The sequence below is a fragment of the Nocardia coubleae NBRC 108252 genome (genome assembly GCF_001612805.1).
Classification (GTDB): Bacteria; Actinomycetota; Actinomycetes; order Mycobacteriales; family Mycobacteriaceae; genus Nocardia; species Nocardia coubleae.
This window is the reverse complement of the sequence record NZ_BDBD01000001.1, coordinates 75,493-102,031: the sequence shown is the minus strand read 5'-3', so window position 1 is coordinate 102,031 and position 26,539 is coordinate 75,493. Positions and strand designations below refer to the sequence as shown.

Sequence of the window (26,539 nt, the reverse complement as noted above, 5' to 3'; positions counted from 1 at the left end):
GTCAGTTCGGGTTGCGGATGGCGTGGATGTCGGTGGTCACGATGACGGGACTCCCCGCGCCGGGGCCGCGGGAGCCTCGGGCCGGGTGCCGCCCTTGGGCCAGACCACGGAACCGGGCTTGCGCGCTTCCCGGCGGATCTTCGCCACGCCGAGTCTGCAGGTCAGTTCCTTGATCGCGGCGCCCGCACGCCCGCCGATGTAGACGTTCACCGCAACGTCGTCCTTGCGCGCGAGCTGGCGGATCCCACGACGCCTGCCGAGACTCACGCACGCTCCCGAGAACGCCACGCTCAGCGGCGCGGGGGTGGTTCCGGCGAGACGGCTCAGCACGGTGTCCACCGCTTGCGCTCCGAGCGGTCCCGCGGCGTAGGAGCTCATCCGCAGTGGGTGTCCCGACGGCGCCGCGGCGTCTCCGGCCGCGACGATCCGGTCGTCGTCGAGGCTGGTCAGCGTTTCGTCGGTGAGCAGGCGCCCGAGGGCGTCGGTGCGTAGGCCGCTCGCGCGAGCCAGGTCCGGCACGCCGAAGCCGCTCGCCCAGATGGTGACCGCGCTCGGCCGCCGGACACCGTCGGCGAGGACCACCGCGTCAGGTTCGACCTCGGCCACCGTGGCGTTCTCTAGCACATCGACACCGTGGCGGGACAACCATTTGACGATGGACCGGCGCGCAAACGTGCTGAAGGTGGGCGCCGGCGCCGTACCGCAGATCAGCGTGACGCTGCGACCGCGCTCGGCCAGTTCGGCCGCGGCCTCGATGCCGGTCAGCCCGCCACCGACGACGGTGACCGGCGAGTCGAGCGGCAGCTCGTCGAGCCTGGTGCGCAGCCGGTGTGCGTCCTCGAATTCGGCAGGGGAGCAGGCGAACTCGTCCGCGCCGAGTACTGCCGCAGTGCCTCCGGTGCTGCCGACCGCATAGATCAGGTAGTCGTAGTCCAAGGTGGACCCGGAGGCCAGTGCCACGGTGCGAGTGGCGGTATCGATGCGGGCGGCACGGTCGACGACCAGCCGCACTTGCTCGGCGAGCAGCGTGCCGAAGTCGACCTCGACCCCACCCGTGCCCGCCACGTACTGGTGGAGCCGGACCCGGTCGACGAAGGTGGGGCGTGGGTTGATCAGCGTGATGTCGACATCGGGGCGCATCCGCAGCCGGTTGGCCGCGAGCGCCCCGGCGTAACCACCGCCGACCACGAGAACCTGCTTGCTCGGTGTGCTGTGTTCAGACATGCCTCCCGAGACACCGCCGCGCGCCGGAATGTGACACCGCGGAAGCGGTTGTGGCGCACGTCACTCGATTCAGACGGCTGCCGATTCGCCGATCTCCTCCTCGATCGCACGCTCGCTGACCGGCGCAGGGGCATGCCGCGCCTCGTACTTACCCGCGACGGCGACGAGCAGCACACCGACCGCCAGCCACACGAACAACCCGCCGAGGCGTGCGCTGAAACCGGCGCCACCGTCGAAGTACAGCAGGCTGCGCAGACCTTCGACGAAATCGGCACCGTTCCAGAACGAATGCGGCGCGCCGAAGAACCCGTTCTGCAGTTCCGGCCGGTAGACACCGCCGGAGGTGGTGAAGTTGAGCATCACGAAGAGGGTGATCAGGGCGAGCGTGGTCCAGCGCTTCAGGAAGGTGTGCAGGCCGATACCGATCAGGATGATGCCCGCGGAATACAGCCAGGCGATGCCGAACACGCTCGCGAAGTCGCTGTCGATCACCCCGAACACCGGCCCCGCCACCACGACTCCGATCAGGCTCACCACCAGGGCCGTCAGCACGCCGATCGCCGCGCGCACCCGCATCCGCAGCATCGCGCCCGCGGCGCCGATCACCGCGACACTGCCGTAGGAGCCGACACTCAACGCCACCAGCAGGAAGAACAGCCCCTGCCCGGTCGGATCGCCCTCGGCCTTGCTTGTCACGTCGGTGACCACCAGCGGCACGCCCTGATGGTCGGCGACCGACCGGAACGCCACCTCGGCGGCCATCGCACTGGTGTCCGAACCGGCGGTGGCCACGAGCAGTTCGGGGCGCGCGGCATCGGGCACGTAGGCGCCGACGAGGTCGCGCTCGTGCAGCAGGTCCGCCGCTGCCTCGCGGGTGGGCACGGTGATCACGTCGACACCCGACCCACCCCGGTTCTGCATCGTCTGGGCGAGCACCATCGCCTGCGGGGAATCACCGACGACGGCCAGCGCCAGATGGTTCGGCGTGGGCTGATGGAAGGCGCCGAGATAAGCCAGAGCCATGCCGAGACACATCAACAAAGGGGTGAGCAGGTGGCCGGCGAGGTGCCGCAGCTGGGTGACGGTCATCGAGGGAAATCTCCAAGAAGGTTGGTAAATGCAACTATGATTGTTGTATCCTACAACTGTGACTGAGTCAGAGGCAAGGGACGACGCCGTCGATGTCATCCAGCGGGAGCTGACCGCCTTCGCCCGCCGCGCCCGCGGCCGCGCCGCCGAACTGCACCCGGAATTGAGCCTGGTCGCCTACAGCATCCTCGACCTGGTCCTCGAACGCGACGGCTGCCAGGCCGCCGACGTGGCCGCACAGTTCCTGCTCGACAAGTCGACCGTCAGCAGACAGGTCGGGGCGCTCGAGCAGCTCGGCTACCTCGAACGCGAAATCGACCCCGCCAACCGGCGCAACCACATCCTGCGCGCCACCCCCGAGGGCCGCGCTGCCGCACGCAAGGCCGAACGCACCCGCCGAGCCGCCTTCACGGCCCGTTTCGCCGACTGGTCCGACGACGATGTCCGCACCCTTGCCCGCCTGCTCGTCCGCTACAACCAAGGCTGAACGGGGTGTCGTGCGCGTCACTGCCGCCGAAGGTCGGTGCCCCGACTCGGGCGCCCGGTCGGTATAGTCGCCGCGGATGAGTAGTGACACCACCCACCCCGCGCAACCGACCCCACGCCCGATCAATCGAGCCTGGTGGCTGGTGCCGGTGTTGCTCGGTGTTGTCGCGGTGGTGTGCATGCGCACCCCGCTGTGGCCGTTCGAACCGTACTCCGGCGCCTTCATCGACCTGCAGGTGTATCGCCTCGGGATCGAGGCCATGCGCGACGGCGCCGACATGTACGGCCAGCTCCCCAAGACGAGTGTCGGGATCGGACTGCCGTTCATCTATCCGCCGTTCGCGGCGATCGCGCTCGCGCCGTTCGCGTTGCTGCCGTGGGGTGCGGCCAAAACCCTCTACGTCGCGGTGTCGGTCGCCGCGCTGGCCTGGACGCTGTACCTGGTTGCCCGCCGCTACAACCCCGAGCGCAAGCAGGTTGCCCTCCTGGTCACCGCCTGTGCGCTACCGGTCGCGATGCTGCTCGAACCGGTGCGTGCCACCATCGACTTCGGGCAGGTGAACCTGCTGCTCATGGTCCTGGTCGCCACCGACTGCCTGCTGCCCAAGACCCGCTACCCGCGCGGCATGCTCATCGGCCTGGCCGCCGCCGTCAAGCTCACGCCCGCCGCCTTCGTGCTGTTCTTCCTCGTCCGCAAGGACTACAAGGCCGCCGCCACCGCGGCCGCGACCGGCGCGATCGCCACGCTCGCCTCGTTCGCGATCCTGCCGACGGAGTCCGTGCGCTACTGGTTCGGGGGCCTCGGCAATGTCTCGGGGCTGAGCGGTTCGGCCTTCCACACGAACCAGTCGATTCAGGCGGTACTGGCCCGCCTGCACGTCACGGGCCTGCCGTTCGACGCCCTGTGGTTGTTCTTCGGCGCCTTGCTGCTCGCCCTCGTCGTGGTCGCCATGCGCAAGGCCGCCGACGCTCCCGCGATCGCCCTTGCCCTCAACGCCGTCTTCACCCTGCTGCTGTCGCCGATCTCGTGGTCGCACCACTGGGTGTGGATCGCACCCGCGCTGCTGGCCATCGTCTGCCACGCTCGCACCCTGCCCGCCGCGAGCGCGCGCGGCTGGTACGCCACGGCTGTCGTTGTCGCCGCTGTCTTCGTCATCGCGCCGCACAGTTTCCTGCCCGACGGTGAACACCGGGAAACGTCGTGGACCTGGGATCAGCACCTCATCGGCGATACCTATGTGTGGTTGGCGGTGGCGCTGGTTGTGCTGTTCCTCGTCACCGGCAGACGCGCGGACCGCAAGTCCGTCGCGGTGGAGCCCGCCCGTCCGGAAGTCATCCCCGCCGCCTGAGGACCGCCCTGTTTGAGGCCGGTCCGCCCGGGTATTTCGGCAGCCGTTCGAGGAAACTGACGCAGGTCGCTTCGGCGCCCGGAAAGGTTCCGTGATGGTGACTACCGATGTGCAGCGGGTCGAGCGAGCGTTGTCGGAGGTGGATTTCCCGGCGAACAAGGACGACCTGGTGCGGTGCGCGACCGACGCGAAAGCCGACGAGGACACGGTGCGCGCCCTGCGCGCCATCCCGCCGGTGGCCTACGCCAACATGACCGAAGTGCTGCAGTCGGTGACTCTCGACGACGGACGAACCGAGGCACAGCGCATGGCACAGAGCCGCGATCACGCGCACCCCGGTGTCGCCGAGCGGGACCGCGAGGTACCGCCGAACCCGATCGTGGAGGAACTGGGGGAGAACCGGGACAGCTGACGGAGGTGTGACGCATGGCCGAGACACAGGTCGACGACGAACTCTGGGACGAATTCCATCGCGTGGTGAACATGTCCTCACGCGAGCTGAGCGACTGGTTGCGCACCGCGGCGGCGGGTACCGACGCGGAACGGGAGCCGGATCTGTCCGGACCCGAGATCGGCAGGCACGTGCTGGCGATCCTCGGCAAACGCCGCACCGACGTGACCGCCGACGATGTGGCGGTCATGCGGCAGGTGGTCGACGAGATCAACGCCTCGCGCCGAGCCGATCTGGAACCCGTCGCCGGTGAGGCCCAGTTCCGGCACCGGCTCATGAGCCTCGGCCACGATCCGTTGAAAGCGCCCTGACCGGCACCTGTGTCACCGCTGTTGCGCCGCCGGGATCCGCGATGTATCCGCCAGCCCGGTTCCCGTCACCAGCGGGAGGTCGAGCGTGGTGCGGATGCCCGCCGGTGCGGCGACGACGGCGGGGATGGCGTTGACCAGGCGCATCGCGGTGCCGACGAGGCTGGCGTGGTTGTGGTCGCCGTGGTCGCTGAACATGGCCAGATCGAGGGTGTAGTTCGGCTCGCCGGTGACCTCCACCCGGTAGGAACCGCCGGCCCGGGCGGGCTGAGGCCAGTCGGGTGCGAGATCGGCGCGCAACCGGGTGACGTGCTCGAGCACCGTGACGGCGCGATCACCCACCATGCCGCGTACTTCGAACCGCAGCGCCGCCGCCGTACCCGCCTCGATGGTGCCGGAGTCGATGTCGAAGGTCTCCGGGGCGGGCAACCGCTGGTACTCCTGGGTGACGGCGTCGAGTTCGATGCCGAGCCCGGCCGCGAGCTGACGCACGACGCTGCCCCAGGCCAGCGACAGCACCCCCGGCTGCAACAGCAGCGGCGTCTCGGTCATCGGCTTGCCGAACCCCATGATGTCGAACATGACCGCCGGATTGTCGTAGGTCGAGTAGTCGACGATCTCGAGGCAGCGCACCTGCTCGACGTACCGGCAGGTGCCGAGCAGAGCGAGGGGGAGCAGATCATTGGCGAACCCGGGGTCGATCCCGTTCACGAACAGCGACGAATCACCCTGTGCCGCAGCCTGTTCGATGGAATCGAGCAGTTCCGCCGGGAGTACACCCCACGGGTACTGCAGGAACACCGGCGCGCTCGCCACCACATCGATGCCCGCGGCGAGCAACCTGCGCAGGTCTTCGAGCGCCTCGGGTAGCCGGTTGTCGGTCATCGCGGTGTAGACGACACAGTCGGGACGGCGCGCCAGCACCTCTTCGATGCCGGTGGTGGCCAGCACGCCGGACGGGGTGGCGAGTCCTGCCAGTTCCGCCGCGTCGAGACCGACCTTGTCGGGTCCGGAAACATGGACCCCGATCAGCTCGAACCGCGGGTCGGCGAGCACACCCGCCAACGCGTGCCTTCCGACATTGCCGGTACCCCAGTGGATTACGCGAACAGTCATGATGTGGTCCTCACAGATCGGGAAGTGGAATCGTCAGATTGGGTGCGATCAGGCCGCCGTCGACCTCGAGCACCTTGCCGGTGAGAAACGACCCGGCGGGCGAGGCGAGATACACCGCCGCCGCCGCGATATCGGTGGGCTCACCGAGGCGCCGCAGTGGCGTCGCCTGTTCCATCTGGCCGCGCATCTGCTCGTTGCCAGCGACGACCGCCAGCGCCGAGGTGAGGATCGAACCGGGTGCGATGGCGTTGACCCGTACCCGCGGGCTCAGATCGGCCGCGGCGGTGCGCGTGTAGTGGGCAAGCGCGGCCTTGGCCGTCGCGTACGCGGCGAACGCGCGCCCGGGCAACCGGCCCATGGTCGAGGTGATGTTGATGATCGAACCGCCCTCGGCCGTGGCGAGCATCTTCGGCACCGCGGCCCGCACCAGGGCGTGTGCGGTGCCGACATTGAAGGTGAAGGCCTCGGCCAGGTCCTCGGGGGTGGTGTCCAGCAACGGTTTCGGCAGCGCCCCACCGACATTGTTGACGGCGATGTCGAGGCGCCCGAACCGCTCGACCGCCACCTCGGCGAGCGCGGCGACCGCCGCCGGGTCGGCGAGGTCGGCGACCACGACCTCCGCTCGTCGGCCGGTGGCCGCCACCTGCTCGGCGACCGCACGCAGATCCGACTCGGTCCGCGCGGCGATCACCACATCGGCGCCCGCCTCGGCGAATCCGACGGCGATCGCGGCCCCGAGTCCGCGTCCTGCCCCGGTGACGACGGCGACGCGGTCGTCGAGCCGGAAGTGATCGAGAATCATGAAAGCCCCTCAGGCGTCGAATATTCGACTAATGTGTGGCGAATAGTCGAAGCAGTGTAGGGCGGGGCGACCCCGCGGACAAGGGGTTGTCATGGTGCAGCCGGCATCGCCGCCGACCCGACGGGTGGTCGAGGTGATGGAGTTGCTCGCGAGCGCGGGCAAGCCGCTCACGGCCTCGGAGGTCGCGACGGCACTGTCACTGGCGCGCGCCACGGTCACCGCCGTCCTCACCGAACTCGCCGCGGCCGGATGGGTGCGCCGGGACGGGGAACGCCGCTTCCGCCCCGGCCCGGCCCTGGCGGCGCTGTCTCCGGCGGAATCCGAACTGCCCGAGGGGGCCGTGCGGGCCGAACTGCGGGCGCTCGCGGTCGCGGCGGGCTGCGGGGTGACGCTGAGCAGGATCGAACGCGCCACCCTGACCGTCGTCGCGAAGGAGTACGCACCGGATGCCCGTGTGGTGCCGGGACTCGCTGTGGGTCAATCGATTCCGCTGGCCTACCCCGCGGGCGCGGCCGTGATGCCGTGGCGCGCGGAGGCCGAGCGTGCCGCGTGGTCGAAGACCGCTCCCGGCGAGGCCGCGGCACTGCTGGAATTCGTGCGGGCCAACGGGTGCGCGGTCTTCCGTCCCGACTCCGACGATGCGGGTGTTGTCGACGTGCTCGCCGACCTGCTCGGCGCCCTCGGCGCGGAACTCCTGCAACCCGACCTGCGCGCCCGCGTCCTGCGCCAGCTCGCCCGTCTCACCGCTCGCCCGTATCGCGATACCGAATTCACCGGCGACGATCCGCTGCCCGTGAGCTATCTGTCGGCCCCGGTGTTCGCCGGTGGCGCCGCACCCTACGAACTGCAGCTCGGCCCGCTGCGCCCGGCTGTCGGCCGCGCCGAGCGAATGGTCTATGTCGAGGCGATAGCCGCAGGGGCCCAAGCGATGTCGGTCGTGCTGGGCAGGTAGTTCTCAGGCGGGCCGGGGCGTCAGGATCACCACCGGTATCCGGCGTTCGGTCCACGCCTGATAGGTGTCGAAATCGGCGTAGAGGTCGACCAGTGCCGGCCACAGCCGAGTCCGCTGCTCGTCGTCGGCGACCACCGCCCGCACGGCCCGGCGCTCACGCCCGATCTGCACGTGCGTGTCCGGGTGTACGCACAGGTTCCGGTACCACTGCGGATGATTCGCCAACCCGCCCTGGGAGGCGACGACCACGATGTCGGCGCCGTCGACCAGATAGAGCAGCGGAACAGTGAACTGCTTGCCCGACTTACGGCCGCGATGCTCGAGCAACAGGGTGGGCACCGGCTTGCGGAAGCCCGCGCCGATGCGCCAGGTGCCGCCGATGCGCCCACCGGTGCGCCGGTAGATCGCCACCTGTGCGCGGCCGACGATCCGGAAGATCTTGGGCAGCACCGGATGATCGAGCTGACGAGGTCGGGGCGGAGTGGTCACGCACCAACCATACATAGCACGCCAAGATTGTATGGTCTGTTTCTCGTGCCCCGCCGCGAGTCGGCGCGGGATCAGCGGCTGCGGCCGGTGAATAATCACCACGGAAGCCGGGTAGGTCCGGGCGGCGGCGAGAGGTGCGACGATGACCGCGATCGGTTTGGTCTTCACCGGGGTGGCGGTGCTTCTGCACGCCTACATCTTCGTGATGGAGTCGCTGCAATGGACGGCTCCGAGCACCCGGCGGACCTTCGGGATGTCGGCCGCCGAGGCCGAGTCCACCAAGGAGATGGCCTTCAATCAGGGCTTCTACAACCTCTTCCTGGCCGTCGTCGCGGCCATCGGAATGGGGTTCATCGCCTTCGGCGACAAGGGCATCGGGCTCGCGCTCGTGCTCGCGGGAGCCGGTTCGATGGTCGCGGCGGGTGTCGTGCTGCTCGCGTCCTCGCCGAGCAAGGCGCGCCCGGCCCTGATCCAGTTGGTCCCGCCGCTGATCGGCTGCCTCGCGCTGGTGATCGCCCGCTTCTGAACTCGTCGGTAACTACACCTTCCGCTCGAGTAGTAACAGTGTTACTCTTCCCCGCGGCGCAGGTGTGACGGGCCTCATGGTTCCTTTCACCTGCGTCGTGAATCACTAAGGCGACGTCGCCGGGCGGTGGAAGGAAAGGTTCTCGATGGATCAGCAGGGTATCGGGCGACGACGGCCGAAGACAGGCCGCGTCGTCCTGGGAGCAGCCGTTGCTTGTGCGATGGCGGCCACCGTCATGGTCACGCAGACCGATGCCTCGTCGGCCGAGCCGGTTGGCTCGTTCTACACCCCGCCCGCGCAGATCCCGCAGGAACCCGGCGCCATTGTCAAGACCGCCCCGATGACCCTGCTCGCCACCCCGCCCACGGAGAACGGCTGGCCGGGCGCCGCCCAGCACGTCATGTACACCTCACGCCTGCAGGACGGGTCGCCCGTCGCGGTGTCGGGTACCTACCTCGAACCGACCGGCCCCTGGCTGGGTGCCGGCCCGCGCCCGACCGTCGTCATCGCGCCCGGCACCTCGGGCCAAGCCGACCGGTGCGCCATGTCGCAGGCGTTCTCCACCGGCCTGAGCGTGCACACCGATCCCGCGCTCGGCCTGTCGGCGAACCAGGAACTGCCGTCCTCGGCGGTGTGGAGCCGGCTCGGCGCCCGCGTGCTCGTCACCGACTACATCGGACTCGGCACCCCGGGCATCCACACCTACGCCAATCGCATCGAGAGCGCCCACGCGGTGCTCGACGGCGCACGCGCGGCACATCGCCTGGCGGGGGTCGGCCCGGAGACACCGGTGGTGCTCTGGGGCTACTCGCAGGGCGGCGGTTCGACCGCGGCCGCCGCGGAGATGGCGCCGGACTACGCACCGGAACTCACGGTGAAGGGCACCTGGGCGGGTGGTCCCGTCGCCGACCTGTCCGCGATCCTCGCCAAGATCGACGGCGCCCTGATCAGCGGGGCCATCGGCTTCGCCGTGAACGGCATGGTCGCCCGCTACCCCGAGCTGAACCAGGCCGTCGACCGGGTCATCAGCCCGTCGGGCCGCGACATGCTCGCCACCCTGAGCGACTCGTGCATCGCCGACCTCATCACCCGACACCCGTTCCTGAAGACCACGACGCTGACCAAGGACGGTCGCACGCTGACCGAGCACCTGGCCGAAATGCCCGAAGCCGCAGCGGCTCTGGAAGAACTCCGGGTCGGCTCGATGACCCCGGCCACACCGGTGCTCATCACCAGCGGGCTCAACGACGACACCGTCCCCTACGGCCAGGCCCGCGCGCTCGCCGAGACCTGGTGCGCCAAGGGTGCAACGGTCACCTTCCGCACCAACGACCTGCCGCCGATCCTGCCCGGGACCACCATCCCGAACCATTTCGGCCCCGAGATGATCGACGGTTTCGGTCCCGACAACGCGATCACCTACCTGCTCGATCGCCTCGCGGACAAGCCGGTCAGCGGCTGCACCTTCGACTGACTTCTTGCGAGGAAATCCCGTGAATACCTTCTCTCGCCGCAGCATGCTCGCGGCCGGGGCGGCGCTGGGCGGCATGCTGCTCGGCGCCGGCCCGGGCCTCGCCGCGCCGATTGCGGCGCGCACCGGCACCATTCCCCTGACTCGTGAGGACCATCGGGTCGTCGTCATCGGCTCCGGATTCGGTGGCGGAGTCAGCGCTCTGCGGCTGGCGCAGGCGGGCGTGCCGGTCACCGTGCTCGAACGCGGGCTGCGCTGGCCCACCGGCCCGAACGCCGAGACCTTCCCGCGCGCGTCCGCGCCGGACAAGCGGATGCTGTGGTGCCGGTCGAGCCCGAACCTGTTCGGGCGCCCACTGCTCGTCGAGCCCTATGCCGGGTTGGTCGAGGCAGTGACCGGTGAGAACATGACCGCCCTGTGCGCCGCCGGTGTCGGTGGCGGTTCGCTGGTCTATCAGGGCATGTCGCTGCAGCCCGCCCAGGACGTGTTCGAGGCGCACTTCCCGCAGGAGCTGGATTGGGCGCGGATGAACCGGGTCCACTACCCGAGGGTGGCGGCGATGCTCGGCCTCGCCGAGGCGCCCGACGAGTTGGTGAACACCGAGAACTACCGCGTCGCGAGGATCTTCGCCGAACGGGTGCGCCAGGCCGGGCTGCCGCTGTCGAAGATCCCGATGCCCATCGACTGGAACTTCGCCCTCGCCGAACTGCGCGGGGAGATGAAGGCCTCCTACACCAACGGCGACGGCGCGATGGGAGTCAACAACGGCGGCAAGCATTCCGTCGACGTCACCTATATCGCCGCCGCCGAGGCCACCGGCAACTGCCGGGTGGAGACCCTGCACGAGGTCACCGACGTCGAGCGCGCGGCCGACGGCCGCTGGGTGGTGCACGTGCAACGGCTCGACACCACGGGCGCCGTCGTCGAGCACAAGATCCTTTCCACCGGCGCGCTCATCATGGCCGCGGGCAGCCTCAACACGACCCGTCTGCTGGTCCGTGCCGGCGCCAAGGGCCTGATCCCGGACCTGCCCGACGACCTCGGCCGAGGCTGGGGAACCAATGCCGACCGCATCTACGTCTGGCGCGATCCGGCCGCGAATTTCGGTGCGGCACAGGGTGGTCCGGTGGTCTATGGCAGCAAGAACTGGCACGACCCGCACACCGCGCACACGGTGATCCAGGCGTCCATCCCGCCCGTGTCCTTCGATGCGGGCAGCACGATGCTCGTCGGCTACGGCGTGAGCGACAGCCGTGGTGCCTTCACCTACGACGCCGCACGCGACGAGGCCGTGCTGCGCTGGCCCGCCGACGGCGACCGGACCATTCAGGACAATCACATCGGACCGACGGTCGCGCGCATCGCGGGCACCGGCGCCACGCTGCTCGACACCAACACCCTGTTCCCGTCCACGTGGCACCCGCTCGGCGGTGCCAATATGGGCGCGGTGTGCGACCTGAACGGCCGCGTACACGGCCAGCCGGGGCTCTACGTACTCGACGGCGCGCTGCTGCCGGGCAGCGCCGCCGCGTGCAATCCGTCCATGACCATCGCCGCCGTGGCCGAACGGGCCATGGACACCGTGGTCGCCGAAGACATCGGGACTCGCATCTGAGCTCCGTGCACTACCCTGTCCGGGTGGCACGAAGGGGCGAAGGCGATCCGGCGCGCAGGATCACCGAGGTGACCCTCACGCTGCTCGAGACCGAAGGGTACGAGGCGGTGCAGTTGCGCACCGTCGCCCGGCTCGCCCACGCGTCGCTGAGCACCGTCTACAAGCTCTACGCCACTCGCGACGAGTTGGTCCTCGCCGCCGTCGCGCAGTGGATGGCCACCAACACCTACACCGAACTCGAGCCGCCGCGCACGGGGGAGTCGCTGGCCGAGGTGCTCATCCGGGTGATCCGCTACGTCTTCGAGCCGTGGGAGCGTTATCCACGGATGCTGGCCGCCTACCATCACGCCAGGTCGGGTCCCGGCGGCCAGCGCCTCGACAACCAGGGCTTCGCCGCCATCCTGCCCGTGGTCGCCCCGATGTTCGCCACCCTCGACAAGGACTACGCGGCAGATCTCGCGCTGGTCCTGTCGAACATGGTCTTCGCCCTGCTCGCCCGCTTCGCGCACGGCGATCTCGATATCGCCGACATCGTGCCCGCCCTCGAGCGCGCCATCACCCGGCTCACCGGTGACAACACGCCGCACGCCGCCGCCGCGCTCCGGGTGACCACCGCCGACAGCGGCGATTTCGCGTGGAACTCCGGTTTCGGTTCGCCCTACTCGCCGGGCACCGCGACCGACGAGTCGTAACTGCACCTCCCGCATCCTGCACACACACCGATGGGCCATTGCTGTCCGCGCGCGTCGATGATACTGTCCAGACAGGTGTCCAGCTCGGTGTCTCGAAGCTGAGAACACCTGGGCGACAGGGGAAGGCGGGCGACGAGATGAGCAGACGCATCGTCGTTGATCTGGATCTGTGTCAGGGGCACGCCGCGTGCCAGGAGGAAGCGCCGGAGGTGTTCACGGTGCCCAAACGCGGGAAGGTCGAAATCCTCGTCGAACGGCCGTCGAGCGCCCAGCACGCGGCCGTCGCCGACGCGGTGACCTACTGCCCCACGCGGGCGCTGTCGATCGTCGACGACAGCGCGGCCGACGACGAAGGAGAATGACATGACCGGTTTTTCGCGCGGCGAACTGGAAGAGATGGTCCAGCGCTGGCTGGATGCGAACAAGCGCTGTGAGGCCGAAGGCGACTGGCGGCCGCTGGCCGACATGTACACCGAGGACGCCACCTACGGCTGGAACTACGGACCGAACCACGAGTTCATGGCGGTGGGTCGCGAGCAGATCCGCGAGATCGCGGTCGGCCAGGAGATGGACGGCCTCGAGGGCTGGACCTACCCGTATCAGCACGTGGTGATCGACGAGAAGACCGGTGACGTCGTCGGTTTCTGGAAGCAGACCTCGAGCGCGACCCGCCCCGACGGCAGCAACTATCAGGTGCAGGGCATCGGTGGCAGCTGGTTCCGTTACGGCGGCGACTTCCAATGGTCCTGGCAGCGCGACTTCTTCGACTACGGCAATGTCGGCGCCTTGTTCATGGAGATGATGACGAACAAGGCGATGACCCCCGGCATGCTCACCCGCATCAAGAAGGCGACGACCGAGCAGCCGCTGCCGGGGTGGTACCCGATCGGGAAAGCGCCGGTTCCGCTGTGGTGACACCGAATTCGCGACAGTCCTACGCCGGGCTGTCGCGCGCGCAACTGGCCACGCTCGTCCCGGAACTGCTGCTGTGCGGCCACCTGATCGACCGGTCGGGCATGCCGCACACGATCGGCGCGTTCGGTCGCGAGGGCATGACCGAGGTCGCCATCGACGAGTGGCAGGTCGCCAGTCCCGTCTACACCCGGCGGATGCAGACCGCGCTCGGCTTCACCGGTGACGGTGTCGAGACGATTTTCAAAGGCCTGCAGCTCGATATCGGTGCCCCGCCACAGTTTCTCGACTTCCGCTTCCGCGTCGAGGATCACGATCACGGCGAGTTCTGGCTCGACCACTGTGGTGCGCTGGCCGACGTGGAACCACTCGGCGACCAGTTCGTGCGGGCCATGTGTCACGACATCGAGGATCCGACCTTCGACGCGACCGCCCTGGCCACCAATCCGCACGCCCAGGTCCGCCCGATCCACCGCCCGCCGCGTGCGCCCGCCGACCGCAAGCCGGTGTGCGCGTGGCGGGTGAGTATCGACCCGGCCAACGAACCGCCGCCGATTCCGCGCAATGCGGGGCTGGTGGCCGGGTCCGTCGCGGCGACGGTGGCATTGTCACCGATCGACCCGGCCGACGACGGCACCGCCGACTACCGTGGCCCGTTGCTGAGCGATCTGCGGTTCGGCGATTTCTCCCGGTCGGCGCTGATCCGCATCGCCGAGGAGGTCGCGCTGCAACAGCACCTGCTGGTCGCCGGTTTCCTCATCGCGATCCGCGAACGGGTCGACGCGCAGCGTGCGGCGGAAATCGGCCGCAAGCAGTTCGCCGGTGTGGCGGGGGTGGCCGCGGAGCGGATCAGATCGGCCTTGGGCCTGGGTGGTGACCCGGAGTCGCTGGCGCGCGTGCTCGACCTGCATCCGGCGCTCAATCCACGGCAGTACGTCGGCGCGAGAGTCGAAAAGGCCGGTGCTGGAGTACGTCTCGTGCTAGAGCGCGGGTGCGGTGCGATCACCGACGGTGTGTGGCCAGCCCTGCTCGACCCGGACCATCTCGCGCCGCTCGACGCGCTGGTGCGTGGAGTCGACCCGCACTACACCTGCCACACCTCGAAGGCGACCGACACCGAACTCGTCGTCGATGTCGTGCGTGCCGAGGAGCCGGCCGCCGAAGCGGTGGAGGTGGCGCTGACCAGGATCAGCACCGGGGCCGCCTTCACCTTCACCGATCGCGGAATCCCGTTGCCGTTGACCGTCGTAGATTCACCTGGAGTGCGCAGTGACCGTTGACATGGAGACCTCGATCCCGTTCGACCCGTACGACTACGCCTTCCACGAGGACCCGTACCCCACCTACGCCCGGCTGCGGGCGGAGGCGCCGGTGTACCGCAACGCGTCGATGGACTTCTGGGCGTTGTCGCGGCACCGCGATGTGCGGGCAGCCCTGCGCGACAGCGCCCGCCTGTCCAACAGCTGGGGTGTCTCGCTCGACCCCACCGCCTACGGGCCGGAAGCGCACCGGTCCATGTCGTTCCTGGCGATGGACGACCCCAAACACGCGCGCATCCGCAAACTGGTGTCCAAGGGTTTCACCCCGCGCAGGCTCGCGGACCTGAGCGAACGGATCGCCGAACTCACCCGCAGCCACTGGGATCGGTGCCTGCAACTGGGCGAGTTCGACTACATCCGTGACTTCGCCGGACTGCTGCCGATGGACGTGGTCTCGGAGATGCTCGGCGTCCCCGAGTCGGACCGCGCCCATCTGCGCACCCAGTCGGATCTGCTGCTGCACCGTGAGGAAGGCGTGCTCGACGTGCCGCAGGGCGCGATCATGGCCTATCTCGAACTCACCGGTTACTACCGCGACCTGCTCGAAGGGCGCCGCAAGAACCCCGGTGAGGATCTGGTCTCGGTGCTGATGGACGCCGAGATCACCGACGGCGACGCGGGCACCACCCGCCTGTCCGACGCCGAGATCATCGGCTTCCTGATCCTGATGGTCGTCGCGGGCAACGAGACGACGACCAAACTGCTCGGCAACGCCATGTACTGGGGTTCGCGGTTCCCCGACGAGGTCGCCAAACCTTTGGCCGACCCTTCGCTCGTGCCGGACTGGACCGAAGAGACGCTGCGCTACGACAATTCGACCCAGATCCTGGTGCGCCGCGTCCTCACGGATGTCGAATTCGGGGAGCACACCATCGCGGCGGGGGAGCGGGTGCTGTTGCTGCTCGGTTCGGCCAACCGCGACGAGGACGTCTTCGACGCCGCCGCCGAGTACCGCATCGGCCGCGACAGCTCCCAGACCCTGCTGAGCTTCGGTCTCGGCGTGCACTTCTGCCTCGGTGCGCACCTGGCGCGGATGGAGGCCAATATCGGCCTCGGGCAGATCGCGGCCTCCATCCGCGGCTACGAGATCGACACCGCCGCCGCCGAACGGGTGCACTCGGTGAGCGTGCGCGGCTTCGCCACGCTGCCGATGTCGGTGCGGGCGAGATAGGTCACTTCAGTGGCAGGGCGTTCTGCAGCCCACCGACATCGGCGATCCGCCAGTCCGCGTTGCGGTCGACCGTGAGCGAATAGGCCACGGTGGTGAGGGTGCCGGTGGGATTCTGCACGCTGGTGGAGTTGACGGTGAGATAGGCGTTCACCTTGTACACCCCGCCCGACTCGGACACGACGCCGGCCGACAAGGGTGTCGCCGTCGAGGTCCACTGCAGCGGCAGCAGGATCTGCTCGAGTTGCGGCGCTGTCGCGTCGAACTTGCCCGAAAGCTGCGGTGTGGTACCGGTTTTCAGCCGGGCCAGCCACGCCTTGGCGTCCCGGTAGTCGATGGTCGACGCCCCGAGCGCGTAGTCGAGGGCGACCTGTTCGACCCGGCGATCCTCGGCAGCGCGCCGATCGTGGTCGGCGATGGTGGTGCGCGCCGACAGATACAGCAGGCCCAAGGTGGCCGTCGCCACCACGAGCGCCGCGACGGTGCACCCGGTGAGCACGCTCGACAGCCGGATCGAGAGGGTGCGTGGCTGGGGTCCGCCGGGGGCAGGCGTGTGGGGGCGGGTCTCGAGGTCAACGGTCATGGGGTGCCGGTCCTTTCGTGCCTATTTGATGCCGATGCGCAGATGCACCGTGTCGTCGCCGAGGCCATGCAGGGCCTGGTCGAGCAGGGCGCCGAGATCGAGATCGGGTGCGGTGGCCACCGCGTCGCGCACCACCGGTTGCAGCATCGGACCCAAGGCCGCGGCGCTCGGCCCGATCTTCGCGAGCAGCGCGTCGAGTTCACGCACGAACACCAGCACCCCGCTCCCGGAGAAATAGTCGGCGACCGGTCGGCTCTCGACCAGGGCCGACCCGGACTGCACGATGGCGCTGAGGGTGATGCCGAACTCGCCGAACAGCGGGCCCGCTGTGCTCAGCGACGGTCCCATCCAGTCGATGTCGGCGCCGAGGAATTGCAGGTCGGCGAACAGCTGACGCAGCCGGTCGGTGCGGCTGAGCAGCGTCGCCGCCAGCAATGTGGTGGAGCGGCGCAGGGTCTGCATGGTCGCCTCGGTGTCGGCGAGGGCACGGTCGAAGGTGTCGACCAGGCCTGCCATCACCTCGGGGCGGATCTGATCGAGCAGGTCGATCAGCCGGGTGGACAGGGTGGTGATGGTCATCGGCGCGGGCACGCGGTGCGCCGGAATGCGTTGCCCGTCGGTGAGATACGGCCCCGCGTCGTCGACCGGGTCGAAACCGATGTAGGGCTCGCCGAGTGCCGAAAGCTGCTCCACGCGGATCCGGCTCGACACCGGAATCGGATACCGCTCGTCGATCCGCAAGGCGACGAGCACCCCGCTCGCCTGCTTGCGCACCGACTCGGCCCGGCCCACCGCGATCCCGTTGAGCAGCACCGGCGCGCCGGGACCGAGCCCTCCCGAGGTGCTCAGCTCCAGCTCGACGGCCAGGTAATCGCGACGCGGGTCGATATTCAGTACCCCGAACGTCATGTACGCGACGCCGAGCACCAGCACGGCTGCGATGGCCGAGAGCGACAGTGCGGCACGGGTATTCATCGGACGGCTCCGATCATCCGCAGCAGGTCGACGATTCGCGCGGTCTGCTCGTCGGTACTCATCGCCCCCGTGACCCCGATCTCGACCACGTCGACCTTCGGCCCGCGCTGAGCGAAGGGCAGCACCCTGGTATGGATCAGGTCGACGAGCGTCTTCAGGTTCGACGGCGACGAAGTGTCGAACGGTCTGCTGCCGAACAGCATCGGCACCACCGCGGCGGTCGTGGCGTCGAGCGAACCGAGCAGCGGCCCGAGCCAGGCGGCGCTCGGCGCGACCGGGCCGAGCGCGGTGAGGACGAAGATGACACCGATCTGGGCGTTGATCGCATCGGTGGTCTGGGTGACGCCGTAGGGCGTGAGCAGCTCGGCCAGCACGGGGGCATTGTCGAGAACCCCGTCCTCGAGGGTGGCACCGAGACCGTCGAGGATCGCGTCGACCGAGTCGAGATGATCGGCCAGGTCCGACAGGTCCGTGCCGAGGGTTTCGGAGAGGCGGGCGGTGTCGCGCGGATCGGCGGGCAGCACCCCGTTCATCGTGGTGACGATGTCCTGCAGATCGGTGACCGCGCCGGTGCCGATGAACACCGACAGCGTGGCGAGAATGTCCTCGATGGCCGGGGCGCGGGCGGTGTCGGCCAGCGGGATCGTCGCGCCAGGTCCCAGCGTGCCGGTGGTGGATTCGCGCGGTTCGGTGAGCGCGATGTGCACGTCGCCCAGTGGGGTGCTCTGGCGCAGCTCGGCCGTGGTGCCCACCGGCAGCCGAACCGCGTCGTCGATCTCGACTTCCGCTGTGGCATAGCCGTTTTCGCTGAGAGTGACCGACGAGAGCTTGCCCACCCGGACACCGTCGGCGATCACCTTCGCGCCCTGCGGCAGGTTGAGGACACTGGCGAATTCGATGCGCAGCCGATAGGTGGGTTCACCGGTGCCGGGCAGCGTCGTTCCGCATCCGAGCACAGTGCAGGCCACCACGACGATCAGGAACAGGTGCCGGAACCGGCCGCGCCACCTGAGTGAAAGCTGGTTCCGTGCCCGGCATGTCGTCGGTGTGGAGCGGGTTCGGGAAGTCGGTTCGGGGTGACCGCTGACACTCGGGCGGCCGCCGATCTTCGGAGTCAGGTGGCGGGGGCCGTGGAGAACGCGTGGTGTGCGGCTGGGCGAACGGGCTACTTCCCGCTGCAGCGCAGGGCTTGTCGTCATCGCGCACTCACCGCCGCGAGCAGTGCCGCGAGCGGGGGCACGGTGACGGTACCGTCCGGCCCGAGCGCACATGGCTGACCGGTCACCACCTGGATCGCGGCGCACAGCTGCGGGGAATCTGCCTGGGGCACAGCCAGTCTCGCGGGTGCATAGGTGATGGTCGGCCGTCCGTCCGGAGCGATGCTCGTGACCAAGCCCGTGGCGAGGGCGGGGGTGAGCCGGATGACCTCGGCAAGGGAACCGAATCCCGCCGTCAGCAGTGCGGGCAGGTCGGCGATCTTGTCGAGCGCACGGACCGCCGGGGTGCCGATCATCATCATCACGTCGTTGAGCTGGGGTAGGACCTGGATCAGGTAGGTGACGATGTCGATGATCGGTGGGAAGGCGATGGTGACGATGTCGTCGAACGTCCGCGGCAGCTCGATCGTCATCGCCCGCACGGTGTCCCACCCGTTGCGGGCGTGCCGTACCAGCTCGGTGAGGGCGTCGATGAGACTGCCGAGGTGCCCGATCGCGGCATCGGGGGCGGCCAGTGCCCGGCCGAGCTGGTGCAGGACCGCGTTGATGTCGTCGCCGGTGCCCGCGGTCGCCCGGTCGAGCGCCGACAAGCCCGAGCCGAGGGCCGTGCGCTGGGCGGGATCGTCGGCGGCGTTCAGTTCGTCGGCCAGCCCGGCGAGCGCGTCGAAGGTCTCCGAAAGGCTCAGCGGCGTCAGTGTTCTGGTGATGCACGTGCCGGGCTCCCGGCCACCGGCAGCCGGTTCGTCGCCGACGAGAGCGAGATGGCGATCGGCCACCAGGGTGTCGCTCACGGTCACCGCGCCCACATCAGGGGGCAGCCGGCGATCGGCGCGCACGGTGAACCGTACGCGAGCCGAGGCGCCGTATGGCTCGATGCCGGTGACCTCACCGACCGGGATGCCGAGCACAGTGACGGAGCTGCCCCGGTAGAGCCCGATGCTGTCGGGCATGTCCGCGCAATAGGTGTGCACCGGCGGCGCGGGCCGGGACAGCTGTAGTGCCACCGCGCCCGCGAGGACGACGACAAGCACCACCACCGTGGACATGAACCCGCGCGAACCGAGCAGGCGTGTCACCATCAGCACCCACCTCCCGGCACCGGCACACAGATACGGTCCGGCACGATCGTCACCGCCGAATGGTCGATGCTCGCCCCGTCACCACCGGCGAGCAGCGGCGTCAATCGCTGTTCCAGCGCCACCAGGGCCTCGAATAGCGAACCCAGCTGCGTACCAAGGGTTTCCAGGCCGGTGACGGCGTCGGCGAGAGGTTGGGCGCGTGCGCGCAGGTCGCGGTCCCACGCCCGCCCGAGCGGGGATGCCTTGCGCAGCACATCGGAGAGGTCGCCGAGGGCCTGGCTCACGATGGCTTTGTTGGTCTGCACCAGCGTCTCCAAGGTGTGCAGGTTGCGCACCAACTGGGCGAGTACCTGCGAACTTCCATTCAACGCGGTGAGGTACTCGTCGGCGAAGGCGAGTGCGCGCGAGATATCGGCGTTCTGGGCGTTCAGCACCGCGACGAGATCACCGGCGGCCTTCAGCGCCGACCGGAACGCGTCGGGGCTGCCGTCGAACGAGGTGGACAGCGCGGCCAGGTTCTGCCGCAGCACCGCGCCGTCGATCTCGCGCACAGGGCGTACCGCGTCCTGGAAGACCTCGGTCAGGTTATAGGGCAGGATCACCCGCTCCCGGGGGATCGTCGCCGAGCCGAGGGGAGTGGAGCCCGCCGGTCGCAACGCGACGTAGTAGCCGCCGACCACGGTCAGCATGCGGATCTCCAGGATCGTCTGATCGCCGACGGTCACGTCTTCGCGCACGGTGAACTCCATCCGCACCCGGTCCGCCAGCAGCGTCAATCCCCGCACCCGGCCCACGCTGATCCCCGCTACCCGCACGTCGTCGCCCGCGCGCAGCGCACCCGCGTCGGCCAACTCGGCGTGGTACACCCGCTCGGCCTCCGTCCCGACAACCGCGACCACGCCGAGCGCGATCATGAGCAGCACGGCACCGCACAACCCCGCCAATCCCCAGCGCAGGTCACCGGCCCGTCCATCCGCCCGATGGCCGAGCAAGGCCCGAAAGCGCGGCACAGCGCCACCCCTTACCCGTCGATCAGCACCCGCGCCGCCGCGCGCCCGTGGGTGCAAGTCCCTGCGGTCGAACATGGCGCGAAGTCGTGTCATCGGGTGCGGCACAGTGTCACCCCCTGCCCGTCGACGAGCACCCGCAGTGGTTCGGGCGCGACCGCGACCCCATGGGTGCAGGTCCCGGTCCGACCGCTCACGGGCACCGTGGCGGCCATCGTCTGGATCAATCCCGGCAGCCCGGCGAACACCTCGGCCGCCACCTGTGGATCCGGAAAAGCGTTGCGTAACACCAGGTCCAGGTCGCTGCCTTCGTCGCCGGTGATGCCCGCGACGTTCAGCATCGACCGGATCGGTTGCAGCACAGGGGGAATGGCGATGGAGAAGTCGACGAGCCCGGGCAGCTTCTCGGCGATGGCGGTGAACAACCCGGTCAGATTGGTCAGCATCCGCACCGCCTGCGCGGACTTACCGCCCAGACGCTCCGCGATCAGCGCCAGATTGCGCACCAGCGTCGACAGCACGACCTGCCGGTCGGAGGCGTAGTGGCTCAGGGTGTCGACCGCGTCGAGGGCGGGACCGAGACCGGCGCCGTCCCCCTGGACCACGGCGAGCAGGCTGGTGGTGAACCGGTTGATCTCCTCGGTGGACAGCTGCGCGAGCACCGGCTGCAACCCCTTGAACAGGGTGGTGATGTCGAACGAAGGAACGGTTTCGGCGGTCCCGAACACCTGCTCGGGCGCGCGCGGTGTGCTCGGCCGCTGCGGTGCGACGATCTCCAGATACCGGAAGCCGGTGAGGTTCTGGTACCGGACGGCGATGGTCGCGGCCGTGTCGACCGGGTGCGCGCGCAGCACGGTGAACCGGACGCGGGCCAGTGCGCCGTCGAGCTCGATTCCCGACACCTTGCCGACCGCGACACCGTGCAACCGCACGTCGTCGCCCGTGCGCAACCCGTTGGCATCGGTGAACAGCGCGGTGAAGGACTCGGTGTCGCCGCGCACCGGTCGCTCGATCAACCGGAAGATCCCGGCCAGCGCGACGGCGGTGAGCGTCAGTGCGATCACCACCCGCACGGCGAGCCCGCGAGTCCTCATCAGCGCCCTCCGCTCGGCAGCAGCGCGGCCAGCGGCCCGGCCAGACCCGGCACGGTGTCGAGTTCGACCGAGACCCGGAGCACGGGGCCGTCGGGGGTGTCACGGAACGCGGCGCCGAGGCGTTCCAGCAGCGTGGCGAGCTGATCCGCCGATCGTCCGGTTGGACCCATGGTCGCGGACACCTCGTCGAGCAGCAGTGTGGCCATCGGCATCATGTCGCCGAAATGTGTTCGCGCGGTGGTCATCAGCGCGGTGACGGCGGGCAGGAGCTGGTATTGCATATCGCCCCAGAACTGTCCGAACCGCGCGATATTCGCCGGTGAGCGCAGGTACTCGTTGGTGTAGGCGGCCTCGAGCACGTCTACGGCGCCGGTCAGCATCGGCGGCATACCGGCCAGCACCGAACCGAAGGAACTCGCCAGCTCCGACGGCGGCAGTTCGCGGGTGTCGGCGTAGGCGCGCAGGGTAGCGCCGAGGGCTTCCAGCAGCGGGGTGAAGGCACGCAGGTCACCGGCGATGGTGTGCAGCAGCGCGGCCAGTTTCGGGGTGAGTACCTGCTCGACCAGTCCGCCGGTGGAGCGCAGCAGCGCCGCCAGCGTGGCGTCGCGGACGCGGCCGTCGTCGAGGTCGACCGAGGAACCGTTCCCGAGCTCGGTGCCACCGGGCCGCGCCACGAGATTCAGCGCGCTGATGCCGAACAGATTGCCCGGCGCGAACTCGACATCGACGGTGTCGGTGAGCCCGAACAGCTGCGGCCGGTCGAGCACCAGGGTGAGCTGTTCGCGCCCCCGCCCGGCCGGTGCGATGGCCTCGACCGTCCCGACCCGCACCCCGTCGAGACGGACATCGGTGCCGGGGGCGATGCCCGCACCGACCCGCTCGGTTCGCAACGTCACCCGGATCTGCTCGGCGGCAAGAGATTCCGGCCACACCTGCCAAGCCAGCACACTCGCCAGCGCGACCAGGAGCGCGCAGACGCCGAGGACGCGGGCACGCAACGGCCCGACCTCGGTCCCGGGAAGTGCGTACGGAGGCATGCGCGTCACCCCGTGAACGTGATCGGGGAGCGCCAGCCCCACAGGACGACGGTGGCCACCATGTCGAGCGCGATGATCGCCACCAGGCTGGCGCGGATGGCCCGCCCCGAACCGATACCGACACCTTCGGGTCCACCGACCGCGAAATAGCCCTGGTAACAATGGATCAGGACCACCGCGACGGCGAACACCACCACCTTTACGGTCGCGGCGAACACATCCCAGCCGAGGACGAACTGGTCGAAGTAGTGGTCGTAGGTCCCGGTCGGCACCTCGTGGATCGATGTCACGATCAGCTGACACGACAGATAGCTCAGGATCAGCGCCACCACGAAAGCCGGTGCCACCGCGACGATCCCGGCCACCACCCGGGTGGTGACCACGAACGGCACCGACCGGATCCCCATGGATTCGAGTGCGTCGATCTCCTCCGAGATCCGCATCGACCCGATCTCCGCCGTCATCCGGCAGCCCGCCTGGGCGGCGAAACCCACCCCGGCCGCGATCGGTGCCAGCTCCCGGGTCACCCCGAACGCGGAGATGAGCCCGCTGAGCTGACCGAGTGCCAGCGCGTCCAGCGCGTGATGGGCCTCGATGCCGATGGAGGCACCCATCGCCGCACCCATCAGCAACATCAGCGGCACCACCCCGCCGCCGACGATCACCGAGCCGCGCCCCCAGGTCATATCGGTGATCGCGGTGAGTGTCTGGCGCCGGTAGTGCGCGAGGGTGTACGGCACCGACGACAGCACCTGCCAGCAGAACCCGATCACGAACCCGAGCGACTCCACGGGGCGCACCGGGCCGATGCGGCGACGCAGCCGGCCGATCCAGCGCACTCCGAACGGCAGATACGGGCTCGCGGTCATCAGGCCGCCCGCAGTGGTACGAACACCGTGACCACCTGGGTGACAACGGTATTGAGCACAGTGATCGCCGCGACCGACATCACCACCGCCGCGTTGACACCGTCGGCCACCCCGCGTGGTCCACCCCGCGCCTCCAGCCCGCGCTGACAGGCGATCACCACCACGAGGAACCCGAACATCAGCGACTTCACCAGCGACACCCACACATCCAGCGAGGTGGTGAACGCGCCGAAGGAGTCCCAATAGCTGCCCGGCGTGACATCCAGGGCCGTGACCGCCACGCCGTATCCGGCGGCGATCCCGACAACGATGATGAGCACGTCGAGCAGCGGCGCGATCAGCATCATGGCGGCGATGCGCGGAACGACCAAGCGCTGCACCGGATCCACGCCCATCACGCGCATGGCGTCGACCTCCTCGCGCACGGTGCGCGCACCGAGGTCGGCGGCGATCGCGGCGGCGCCCGCCCCGCCGAGCAGAATGCCCGCGGCCATCGGCGCGCCCTGTTTGATCACCCCCAGCCCGCCCGCGGCACCGATCATCGAGTCGGCGCCCAGCTGGGAGACGATATTGCCGACCTGGGTGGACAGGATCACCCCGAACGGCACGGCCATCAGCACGGCCGGAATCGCGGTCACCTTCACCAGGAACCAGGCCTGTTCCAAGGCCTCGTGCACCGGAAACCGCAGGCGCACGGCATCGTTCGCACCGATCCGCACGGCCGAGGTGCCCATGCGCAGGGCGCGGCCGAAGGTGGCCAGCGCCGACAGCACGGTGTCGGCGAAGTTGCGGCGCAGCACCGCGCCCGCGGTGCGTGGCTGCGCGAGTGGCTCGGCGTCGGTGGAATGGCCGTGCCCGGCTCGCGATGTGGTCCGCCCGAACAATGCACACCCCCTCGGTGTTCGAATGCCCGTTCAATTGCCTGGACACCAGTCTGGACGGTACTACACCTAGCTTCGGCGGAAGGTCGTAATCGCGAATCACTCCGAACGAGAGCGATTCTCCGTATCATGGACACCTGTCTGGACAGAAATTCAGAAATAGCGAACCGGTATCGAGTTGCGAGGCACTGCATGGTTGGTTTCAGTTTGTCGAACGTATTCGCGACCGTGGCGGCGGCGATTCCGGAGCGCGAATTCCTCGTGCACGGTGACCGCCGGCTGTCCTATGCCGAAACCGACCGCAGGGTAACGGGATTCGCGAAATTCCTGGCCGCGCGGGGGATCGGCGCCGAGATCGAGCGGACGGCCCAGCATTTGTCCGGGCAGGACCATTTGGGCGTCTATTTGCGCAACGGCACCGAGTACCCGGAGATCTTGATCGGTGCCTACCGGGCGCGCGCGGTGCCTTTCAATATCAACTACCGCTACGTCGAAGAGGAATTGCTGTACCTGCTCCGCGACGCCCGGGCACGAGTGCTGGTGTACCACGCCGAATTCGCTCCACGGGTGGCCGCGGTACTGCCCACGCTGACCGACCCGCCGCTCCTGATCCAGGTCGCCGACAGCAGTGGCAACGACCTGTTGCGGGGCGCGATCGACTACGAGACCACCGTCGCCACCACCGAGGGCGAGCTGCCGGAACCCGACGGCGACGATCTGTACCTGCTCTACACCGGCGGCACCACCGGGATGCCCAAGGGTGTGCTGTGGCGTCAGGACGACATCTACCTCGCCGCCATGGGCGGCACCCGCTTCGGCACCGGCGTGCAACTGGATTCCTATGCGGAACTGGCCGATTCGGCCACGGTCACCGGCGGCGCCTACCGCTTGGTCGTCGCCGCCCCGTTCATGCACGGCGCCGCCCAGTGGTTGCTGTTCCAGTGCGTCACCAACGGCGGAACCCTGGTGCTGCCCACCGTCGTCGACCGCTTCGACGCCACCTCGGTCCTCGAGGCCGTGGCCAGGGAGAACGTGATCGCCCTTCCGCTGGTCGGTGACGCCATGGCGCGACCGATCGTCGCCGAACTCGAGCGGCGCCACTACGATCTGCCGACGCTGGCCGCCGTGCACAACGCAGGCGCCCCGCTCACCCCGGCCGTGCGACAGCGATTGATCGCGGCCTTCGGCAAACCCGTACTCGTCGTCGACTCGGTGGGCTCCTCGGAGTCCGGCATCCAGATGACCCAGATCTACGACGCCGACGCCCGAACCACAGCGAGCAGCTTCGTCCCCGCCGACACCGACACCGCCGTGATCGACGAGGACCTCACCCGGCTGCTCGACGAACCGGGCGCCTCGGGCTGGCTGGCGCGCAAGGGCCGCATCCCGCTGGGCTATCTGGGCGACGAGGAGAAGACACGGCGCACCTTTCCGGTCGTCGACGGTGTGCGCTGGTCCATCGCGGGTGATCGCGCGAAGGTGCTGGGCGACGGCCGGATCGAACTGCTCGGCCGCGACAACCTGACCATCAACTCCGGCGGTGAGAAGATCTTCGTCGAAGAGGTCGAGCGCGCCGTCGCCGCCCACGCGAGCGTGCTCGACGTGGTCGTGGTCGGCAGACCGTCACAGCGGTGGGGTAGTGAGGTCGTCGCCCTCGTACAGATGGACGACGAGACCGTCACCGATGCCGAGCTGCTCGACGAATGCGCCAAGCACATCGCCCGCTACAAACTGCCCAAAGCCATTCTGCGCTGTCGCGAAATCCTGCGCTCACCCACCGGCAAGGCCGACTACCGGTGGGCGCGCGGCGTCGCGACGCGGATGTGAG

28 protein-coding genes are annotated in these 26,539 nt (G+C 68.9%); 14 read left to right on the top strand and 14 right to left on the bottom strand.

The window, feature by feature from the left end; translation table 11 throughout:
* Nucleotides 1-36: 36 nt before the first annotated feature.
* Nucleotides 37-1,224: an NAD(P)/FAD-dependent oxidoreductase gene (locus NCO8_RS00515; RefSeq protein ID WP_067635432.1), complete on the bottom strand. Its 1,188-nt coding sequence runs from the start codon at nt 1,222-1,224 to the stop codon at nt 37-39.
* Nucleotides 1,225-1,293: 69 nt separating this feature from the next.
* Entirely contained in the window at nt 1,294-2,313 is a 1,020-nt protein-coding gene (locus NCO8_RS00510) for an ABC-2 transporter permease (RefSeq protein WP_067635430.1), read from the bottom strand.
* Nucleotides 2,314-2,371: 58 nt separating this feature from the next.
* Between NCO8_RS00510 and NCO8_RS00505 the strand changes: the two genes are divergently transcribed.
* The 4 genes from NCO8_RS00505 (at nt 2,372) to NCO8_RS00490 (ending at nt 4,910) form a co-directional block, all read left to right on the top strand.
* Nucleotides 2,372-2,800 (top strand): MarR family winged helix-turn-helix transcriptional regulator, encoded by a 429-nt coding sequence (locus NCO8_RS00505; RefSeq protein WP_067635428.1) that lies wholly within the window; start codon nt 2,372-2,374, stop codon nt 2,798-2,800.
* A gap of 76 nt (nt 2,801-2,876) precedes the next feature.
* The gene (locus tag NCO8_RS00500) at nt 2,877-4,148 is read left to right on the top strand and encodes a glycosyltransferase 87 family protein (protein WP_245655186.1); all 1,272 of its coding nucleotides are present in this window, start codon (nt 2,877-2,879) and stop codon (nt 4,146-4,148) included.
* A gap of 94 nt (nt 4,149-4,242) precedes the next feature.
* The gene (locus NCO8_RS00495; protein WP_084456260.1) at nt 4,243-4,560 is read left to right on the top strand and encodes a DUF2795 domain-containing protein; all 318 of its coding nucleotides are present in this window, start codon (nt 4,243-4,245) and stop codon (nt 4,558-4,560) included.
* Between the two features lie 14 nt (nt 4,561-4,574).
* Nucleotides 4,575-4,910, top strand: a complete 336-nt coding sequence (locus tag NCO8_RS00490) for a DUF3140 domain-containing protein (RefSeq protein WP_067487467.1) — start codon at nt 4,575-4,577, stop codon at nt 4,908-4,910.
* A gap of 12 nt (nt 4,911-4,922) precedes the next feature.
* On the opposite strand, the gene NCO8_RS00485 is transcribed toward NCO8_RS00490, so the two are convergent.
* Together NCO8_RS00485 and NCO8_RS00480 are read right to left on the bottom strand one after the other, a co-directional pair.
* Nucleotides 4,923-6,023: an NAD(P)H-dependent amine dehydrogenase family protein gene (locus NCO8_RS00485; RefSeq protein WP_067635426.1), complete on the bottom strand. Its 1,101-nt coding sequence runs from the start codon at nt 6,021-6,023 to the stop codon at nt 4,923-4,925.
* Between the two features lie 10 nt (nt 6,024-6,033).
* Nucleotides 6,034-6,825, bottom strand: coding sequence for an SDR family oxidoreductase (locus tag NCO8_RS00480; RefSeq protein WP_067635424.1), 792 nt, complete (start codon nt 6,823-6,825; stop codon nt 6,034-6,036).
* A 94-nt stretch (nt 6,826-6,919) separates the two neighbouring features.
* Here NCO8_RS00480 and NCO8_RS00475 point away from each other — a divergent pair, with 94 nt between their 5' ends.
* Nucleotides 6,920-7,777 carry a helix-turn-helix domain-containing protein gene (locus NCO8_RS00475; RefSeq protein WP_376739923.1) on the top strand — a complete coding sequence of 286 codons (858 nt, stop codon included), beginning with the start codon at nt 6,920-6,922 and terminating at the stop codon, nt 7,775-7,777.
* Nucleotides 7,778-7,780: 3 nt separating this feature from the next.
* Here NCO8_RS00475 and NCO8_RS00470 read toward each other — a convergent pair whose 3' ends face one another.
* The gene (locus NCO8_RS00470) at nt 7,781-8,266 is read right to left on the bottom strand and encodes a nitroreductase family deazaflavin-dependent oxidoreductase (RefSeq protein ID WP_084456290.1); all 486 of its coding nucleotides are present in this window, start codon (nt 8,264-8,266) and stop codon (nt 7,781-7,783) included.
* 142 nt (nt 8,267-8,408) lie between these two features.
* Between NCO8_RS00470 and NCO8_RS00465 the strand changes: the two genes are divergently transcribed.
* From NCO8_RS00465 to NCO8_RS00430, 8 genes are all read left to right on the top strand, one after another.
* Nucleotides 8,409-8,792: a DUF1304 domain-containing protein gene (locus NCO8_RS00465; RefSeq protein ID WP_067635422.1), complete on the top strand. Its 384-nt coding sequence runs from the start codon at nt 8,409-8,411 to the stop codon at nt 8,790-8,792.
* A gap of 145 nt (nt 8,793-8,937) precedes the next feature.
* Nucleotides 8,938-10,266: a lipase family protein gene (locus NCO8_RS00460; RefSeq protein ID WP_067635420.1), complete on the top strand. Its 1,329-nt coding sequence runs from the start codon at nt 8,938-8,940 to the stop codon at nt 10,264-10,266.
* Nucleotides 10,267-10,285: 19 nt separating this feature from the next.
* Nucleotides 10,286-11,878 carry a GMC oxidoreductase gene (locus NCO8_RS00455; RefSeq protein WP_067635418.1) on the top strand — a complete coding sequence of 531 codons (1,593 nt, stop codon included), beginning with the start codon at nt 10,286-10,288 and terminating at the stop codon, nt 11,876-11,878.
* Nucleotides 11,879-11,901: 23 nt separating this feature from the next.
* A complete protein-coding gene (locus NCO8_RS00450; RefSeq protein WP_084456288.1) occupies nt 11,902-12,570 on the top strand; it encodes a TetR family transcriptional regulator in 669 nt (222 codons plus the stop codon).
* 137 nt (nt 12,571-12,707) lie between these two features.
* Nucleotides 12,708-12,932: a ferredoxin gene (locus NCO8_RS00445; protein WP_067487825.1), complete on the top strand. Its 225-nt coding sequence runs from the start codon at nt 12,708-12,710 to the stop codon at nt 12,930-12,932.
* 1 nt (nt 12,933) lies between these two features.
* Complete coding sequence (locus NCO8_RS00440) at nt 12,934-13,485, top strand: nuclear transport factor 2 family protein (RefSeq protein ID WP_067487481.1); 552 nt, start codon at nt 12,934-12,936, stop codon at nt 13,483-13,485.
* Complete coding sequence (locus tag NCO8_RS00435) at nt 13,479-14,762, top strand: hypothetical protein (protein WP_067635416.1); 1,284 nt, start codon at nt 13,479-13,481, stop codon at nt 14,760-14,762. The genes NCO8_RS00440 and NCO8_RS00435 overlap by 7 nt, the downstream gene beginning before the upstream one ends.
* A 1-nt stretch (nt 14,763) precedes the next feature.
* Nucleotides 14,764-15,972, top strand: a complete 1,209-nt coding sequence (locus NCO8_RS00430; RefSeq protein ID WP_067635414.1) for a cytochrome P450 — start codon at nt 14,764-14,766, stop codon at nt 15,970-15,972.
* 1 nt (nt 15,973) lies between these two features.
* Here NCO8_RS00430 and NCO8_RS00425 read toward each other — a convergent pair whose 3' ends face one another.
* From NCO8_RS00425 to NCO8_RS00385, 9 genes are all read right to left on the bottom strand, one after another.
* Nucleotides 15,974-16,552, bottom strand: coding sequence for a hypothetical protein (locus NCO8_RS00425; RefSeq protein WP_067635412.1), 579 nt, complete (start codon nt 16,550-16,552; stop codon nt 15,974-15,976).
* 21 nt (nt 16,553-16,573) lie between these two features.
* The gene (locus NCO8_RS00420; protein ID WP_067635410.1) at nt 16,574-17,527 is read right to left on the bottom strand and encodes an MlaD family protein; all 954 of its coding nucleotides are present in this window, start codon (nt 17,525-17,527) and stop codon (nt 16,574-16,576) included.
* Nucleotides 17,524-18,498, bottom strand: coding sequence for an MlaD family protein (locus NCO8_RS00415; RefSeq protein ID WP_245655184.1), 975 nt, complete (start codon nt 18,496-18,498; stop codon nt 17,524-17,526). The genes NCO8_RS00420 and NCO8_RS00415 overlap by 4 nt, the downstream gene beginning before the upstream one ends.
* A 224-nt stretch (nt 18,499-18,722) precedes the next feature.
* Nucleotides 18,723-19,823: an MlaD family protein gene (locus tag NCO8_RS00410; RefSeq protein WP_067635536.1), complete on the bottom strand. Its 1,101-nt coding sequence runs from the start codon at nt 19,821-19,823 to the stop codon at nt 18,723-18,725.
* Nucleotides 19,823-20,833 (bottom strand): MlaD family protein, encoded by a 1,011-nt coding sequence (locus NCO8_RS00405; RefSeq protein ID WP_245655183.1) that lies wholly within the window; start codon nt 20,831-20,833, stop codon nt 19,823-19,825. Before NCO8_RS00405 ends, NCO8_RS00410 begins: the two co-directional genes overlap by 1 nt.
* Nucleotides 20,834-20,922: 89 nt before the next feature.
* On the bottom strand, nt 20,923-21,924 hold the full coding sequence (locus NCO8_RS00400; RefSeq protein ID WP_067635408.1) for an MlaD family protein: 1,002 nt from the start codon (nt 21,922-21,924) through the stop codon (nt 20,923-20,925).
* A complete protein-coding gene (locus NCO8_RS00395) occupies nt 21,924-22,961 on the bottom strand; it encodes an MlaD family protein (RefSeq protein WP_245655190.1) in 1,038 nt (345 codons plus the stop codon). The genes NCO8_RS00400 and NCO8_RS00395 overlap by 1 nt, the downstream gene beginning before the upstream one ends.
* 5 nt (nt 22,962-22,966) lie before the next feature.
* A complete protein-coding gene (locus tag NCO8_RS00390) occupies nt 22,967-23,830 on the bottom strand; it encodes an ABC transporter permease (protein ID WP_067487495.1) in 864 nt (287 codons plus the stop codon).
* Complete coding sequence (locus NCO8_RS00385) at nt 23,830-24,564, bottom strand: ABC transporter permease (protein WP_312032647.1); 735 nt, start codon at nt 24,562-24,564, stop codon at nt 23,830-23,832. Before NCO8_RS00385 ends, NCO8_RS00390 begins: the two co-directional genes overlap by 1 nt.
* Before the next feature lie 339 nt (nt 24,565-24,903).
* Between NCO8_RS00385 and NCO8_RS00380 the strand changes: the two genes are divergently transcribed.
* Nucleotides 24,904-26,538, top strand: coding sequence for an acyl-CoA synthetase (locus tag NCO8_RS00380; protein ID WP_067635404.1), 1,635 nt, complete (start codon nt 24,904-24,906; stop codon nt 26,536-26,538).
* Nucleotide 26,539 lies beyond the last annotated feature (1 nt).

What these genes read in the sequence shown, in the direction of transcription:
- NCO8_RS00400 (WP_067635408.1), bottom strand. Translation starts at nt 21,924, where the DNA reads ATGAGGACTCGCGGGCTCGCCGTGCGGGTGGTGATCGCACTGACGCTC.
- NCO8_RS00515 (WP_067635432.1), bottom strand. Translation starts at nt 1,224, where the DNA reads ATGTCTGAACACAGCACACCGAGCAAGCAGGTTCTCGTGGTCGGCGGT.
- NCO8_RS00420 (WP_067635410.1), bottom strand. Translation starts at nt 17,527, where the DNA reads ATGAATACCCGTGCCGCACTGTCGCTCTCGGCCATCGCAGCCGTGCTG.
- NCO8_RS00485 (WP_067635426.1), bottom strand. Translation starts at nt 6,023, where the DNA reads ATGACTGTTCGCGTAATCCACTGGGGTACCGGCAATGTCGGAAGGCAC.
- NCO8_RS00480 (WP_067635424.1), bottom strand. Translation starts at nt 6,825, where the DNA reads ATGATTCTCGATCACTTCCGGCTCGACGACCGCGTCGCCGTCGTCACC.
- NCO8_RS00440 (WP_067487481.1), top strand. Translation starts at nt 12,934, where the DNA reads ATGACCGGTTTTTCGCGCGGCGAACTGGAAGAGATGGTCCAGCGCTGG.
- NCO8_RS00510 (WP_067635430.1), bottom strand. Translation starts at nt 2,313, where the DNA reads ATGACCGTCACCCAGCTGCGGCACCTCGCCGGCCACCTGCTCACCCCT.
- NCO8_RS00390 (WP_067487495.1), bottom strand. Translation starts at nt 23,830, where the DNA reads ATGACCGCGAGCCCGTATCTGCCGTTCGGAGTGCGCTGGATCGGCCGG.
- NCO8_RS00460 (WP_067635420.1), top strand. Translation starts at nt 8,938, where the DNA reads ATGGATCAGCAGGGTATCGGGCGACGACGGCCGAAGACAGGCCGCGTC.
- NCO8_RS00465 (WP_067635422.1), top strand. Translation starts at nt 8,409, where the DNA reads ATGACCGCGATCGGTTTGGTCTTCACCGGGGTGGCGGTGCTTCTGCAC.
- NCO8_RS00395 (WP_245655190.1), bottom strand. Translation starts at nt 22,961, where the DNA reads ATGCCTCCGTACGCACTTCCCGGGACCGAGGTCGGGCCGTTGCGTGCC.
- NCO8_RS00385 (WP_312032647.1), bottom strand. Translation starts at nt 24,564, where the DNA reads ATGGGCACCTCGGCCGTGCGGATCGGTGCGAACGATGCCGTGCGCCTG.
- NCO8_RS00425 (WP_067635412.1), bottom strand. Translation starts at nt 16,552, where the DNA reads ATGACCGTTGACCTCGAGACCCGCCCCCACACGCCTGCCCCCGGCGGA.
- NCO8_RS00490 (WP_067487467.1), top strand. Translation starts at nt 4,575, where the DNA reads ATGGCCGAGACACAGGTCGACGACGAACTCTGGGACGAATTCCATCGC.
- NCO8_RS00500 (WP_245655186.1), top strand. Translation starts at nt 2,877, where the DNA reads ATGAGTAGTGACACCACCCACCCCGCGCAACCGACCCCACGCCCGATC.
- NCO8_RS00430 (WP_067635414.1), top strand. Translation starts at nt 14,764, where the DNA reads ATGGAGACCTCGATCCCGTTCGACCCGTACGACTACGCCTTCCACGAG.
- NCO8_RS00495 (WP_084456260.1), top strand. Translation starts at nt 4,243, where the DNA reads ATGGTGACTACCGATGTGCAGCGGGTCGAGCGAGCGTTGTCGGAGGTG.
- NCO8_RS00445 (WP_067487825.1), top strand. Translation starts at nt 12,708, where the DNA reads ATGAGCAGACGCATCGTCGTTGATCTGGATCTGTGTCAGGGGCACGCC.
- NCO8_RS00410 (WP_067635536.1), bottom strand. Translation starts at nt 19,823, where the DNA reads ATGGTGACACGCCTGCTCGGTTCGCGCGGGTTCATGTCCACGGTGGTG.
- NCO8_RS00380 (WP_067635404.1), top strand. Translation starts at nt 24,904, where the DNA reads ATGGTTGGTTTCAGTTTGTCGAACGTATTCGCGACCGTGGCGGCGGCG.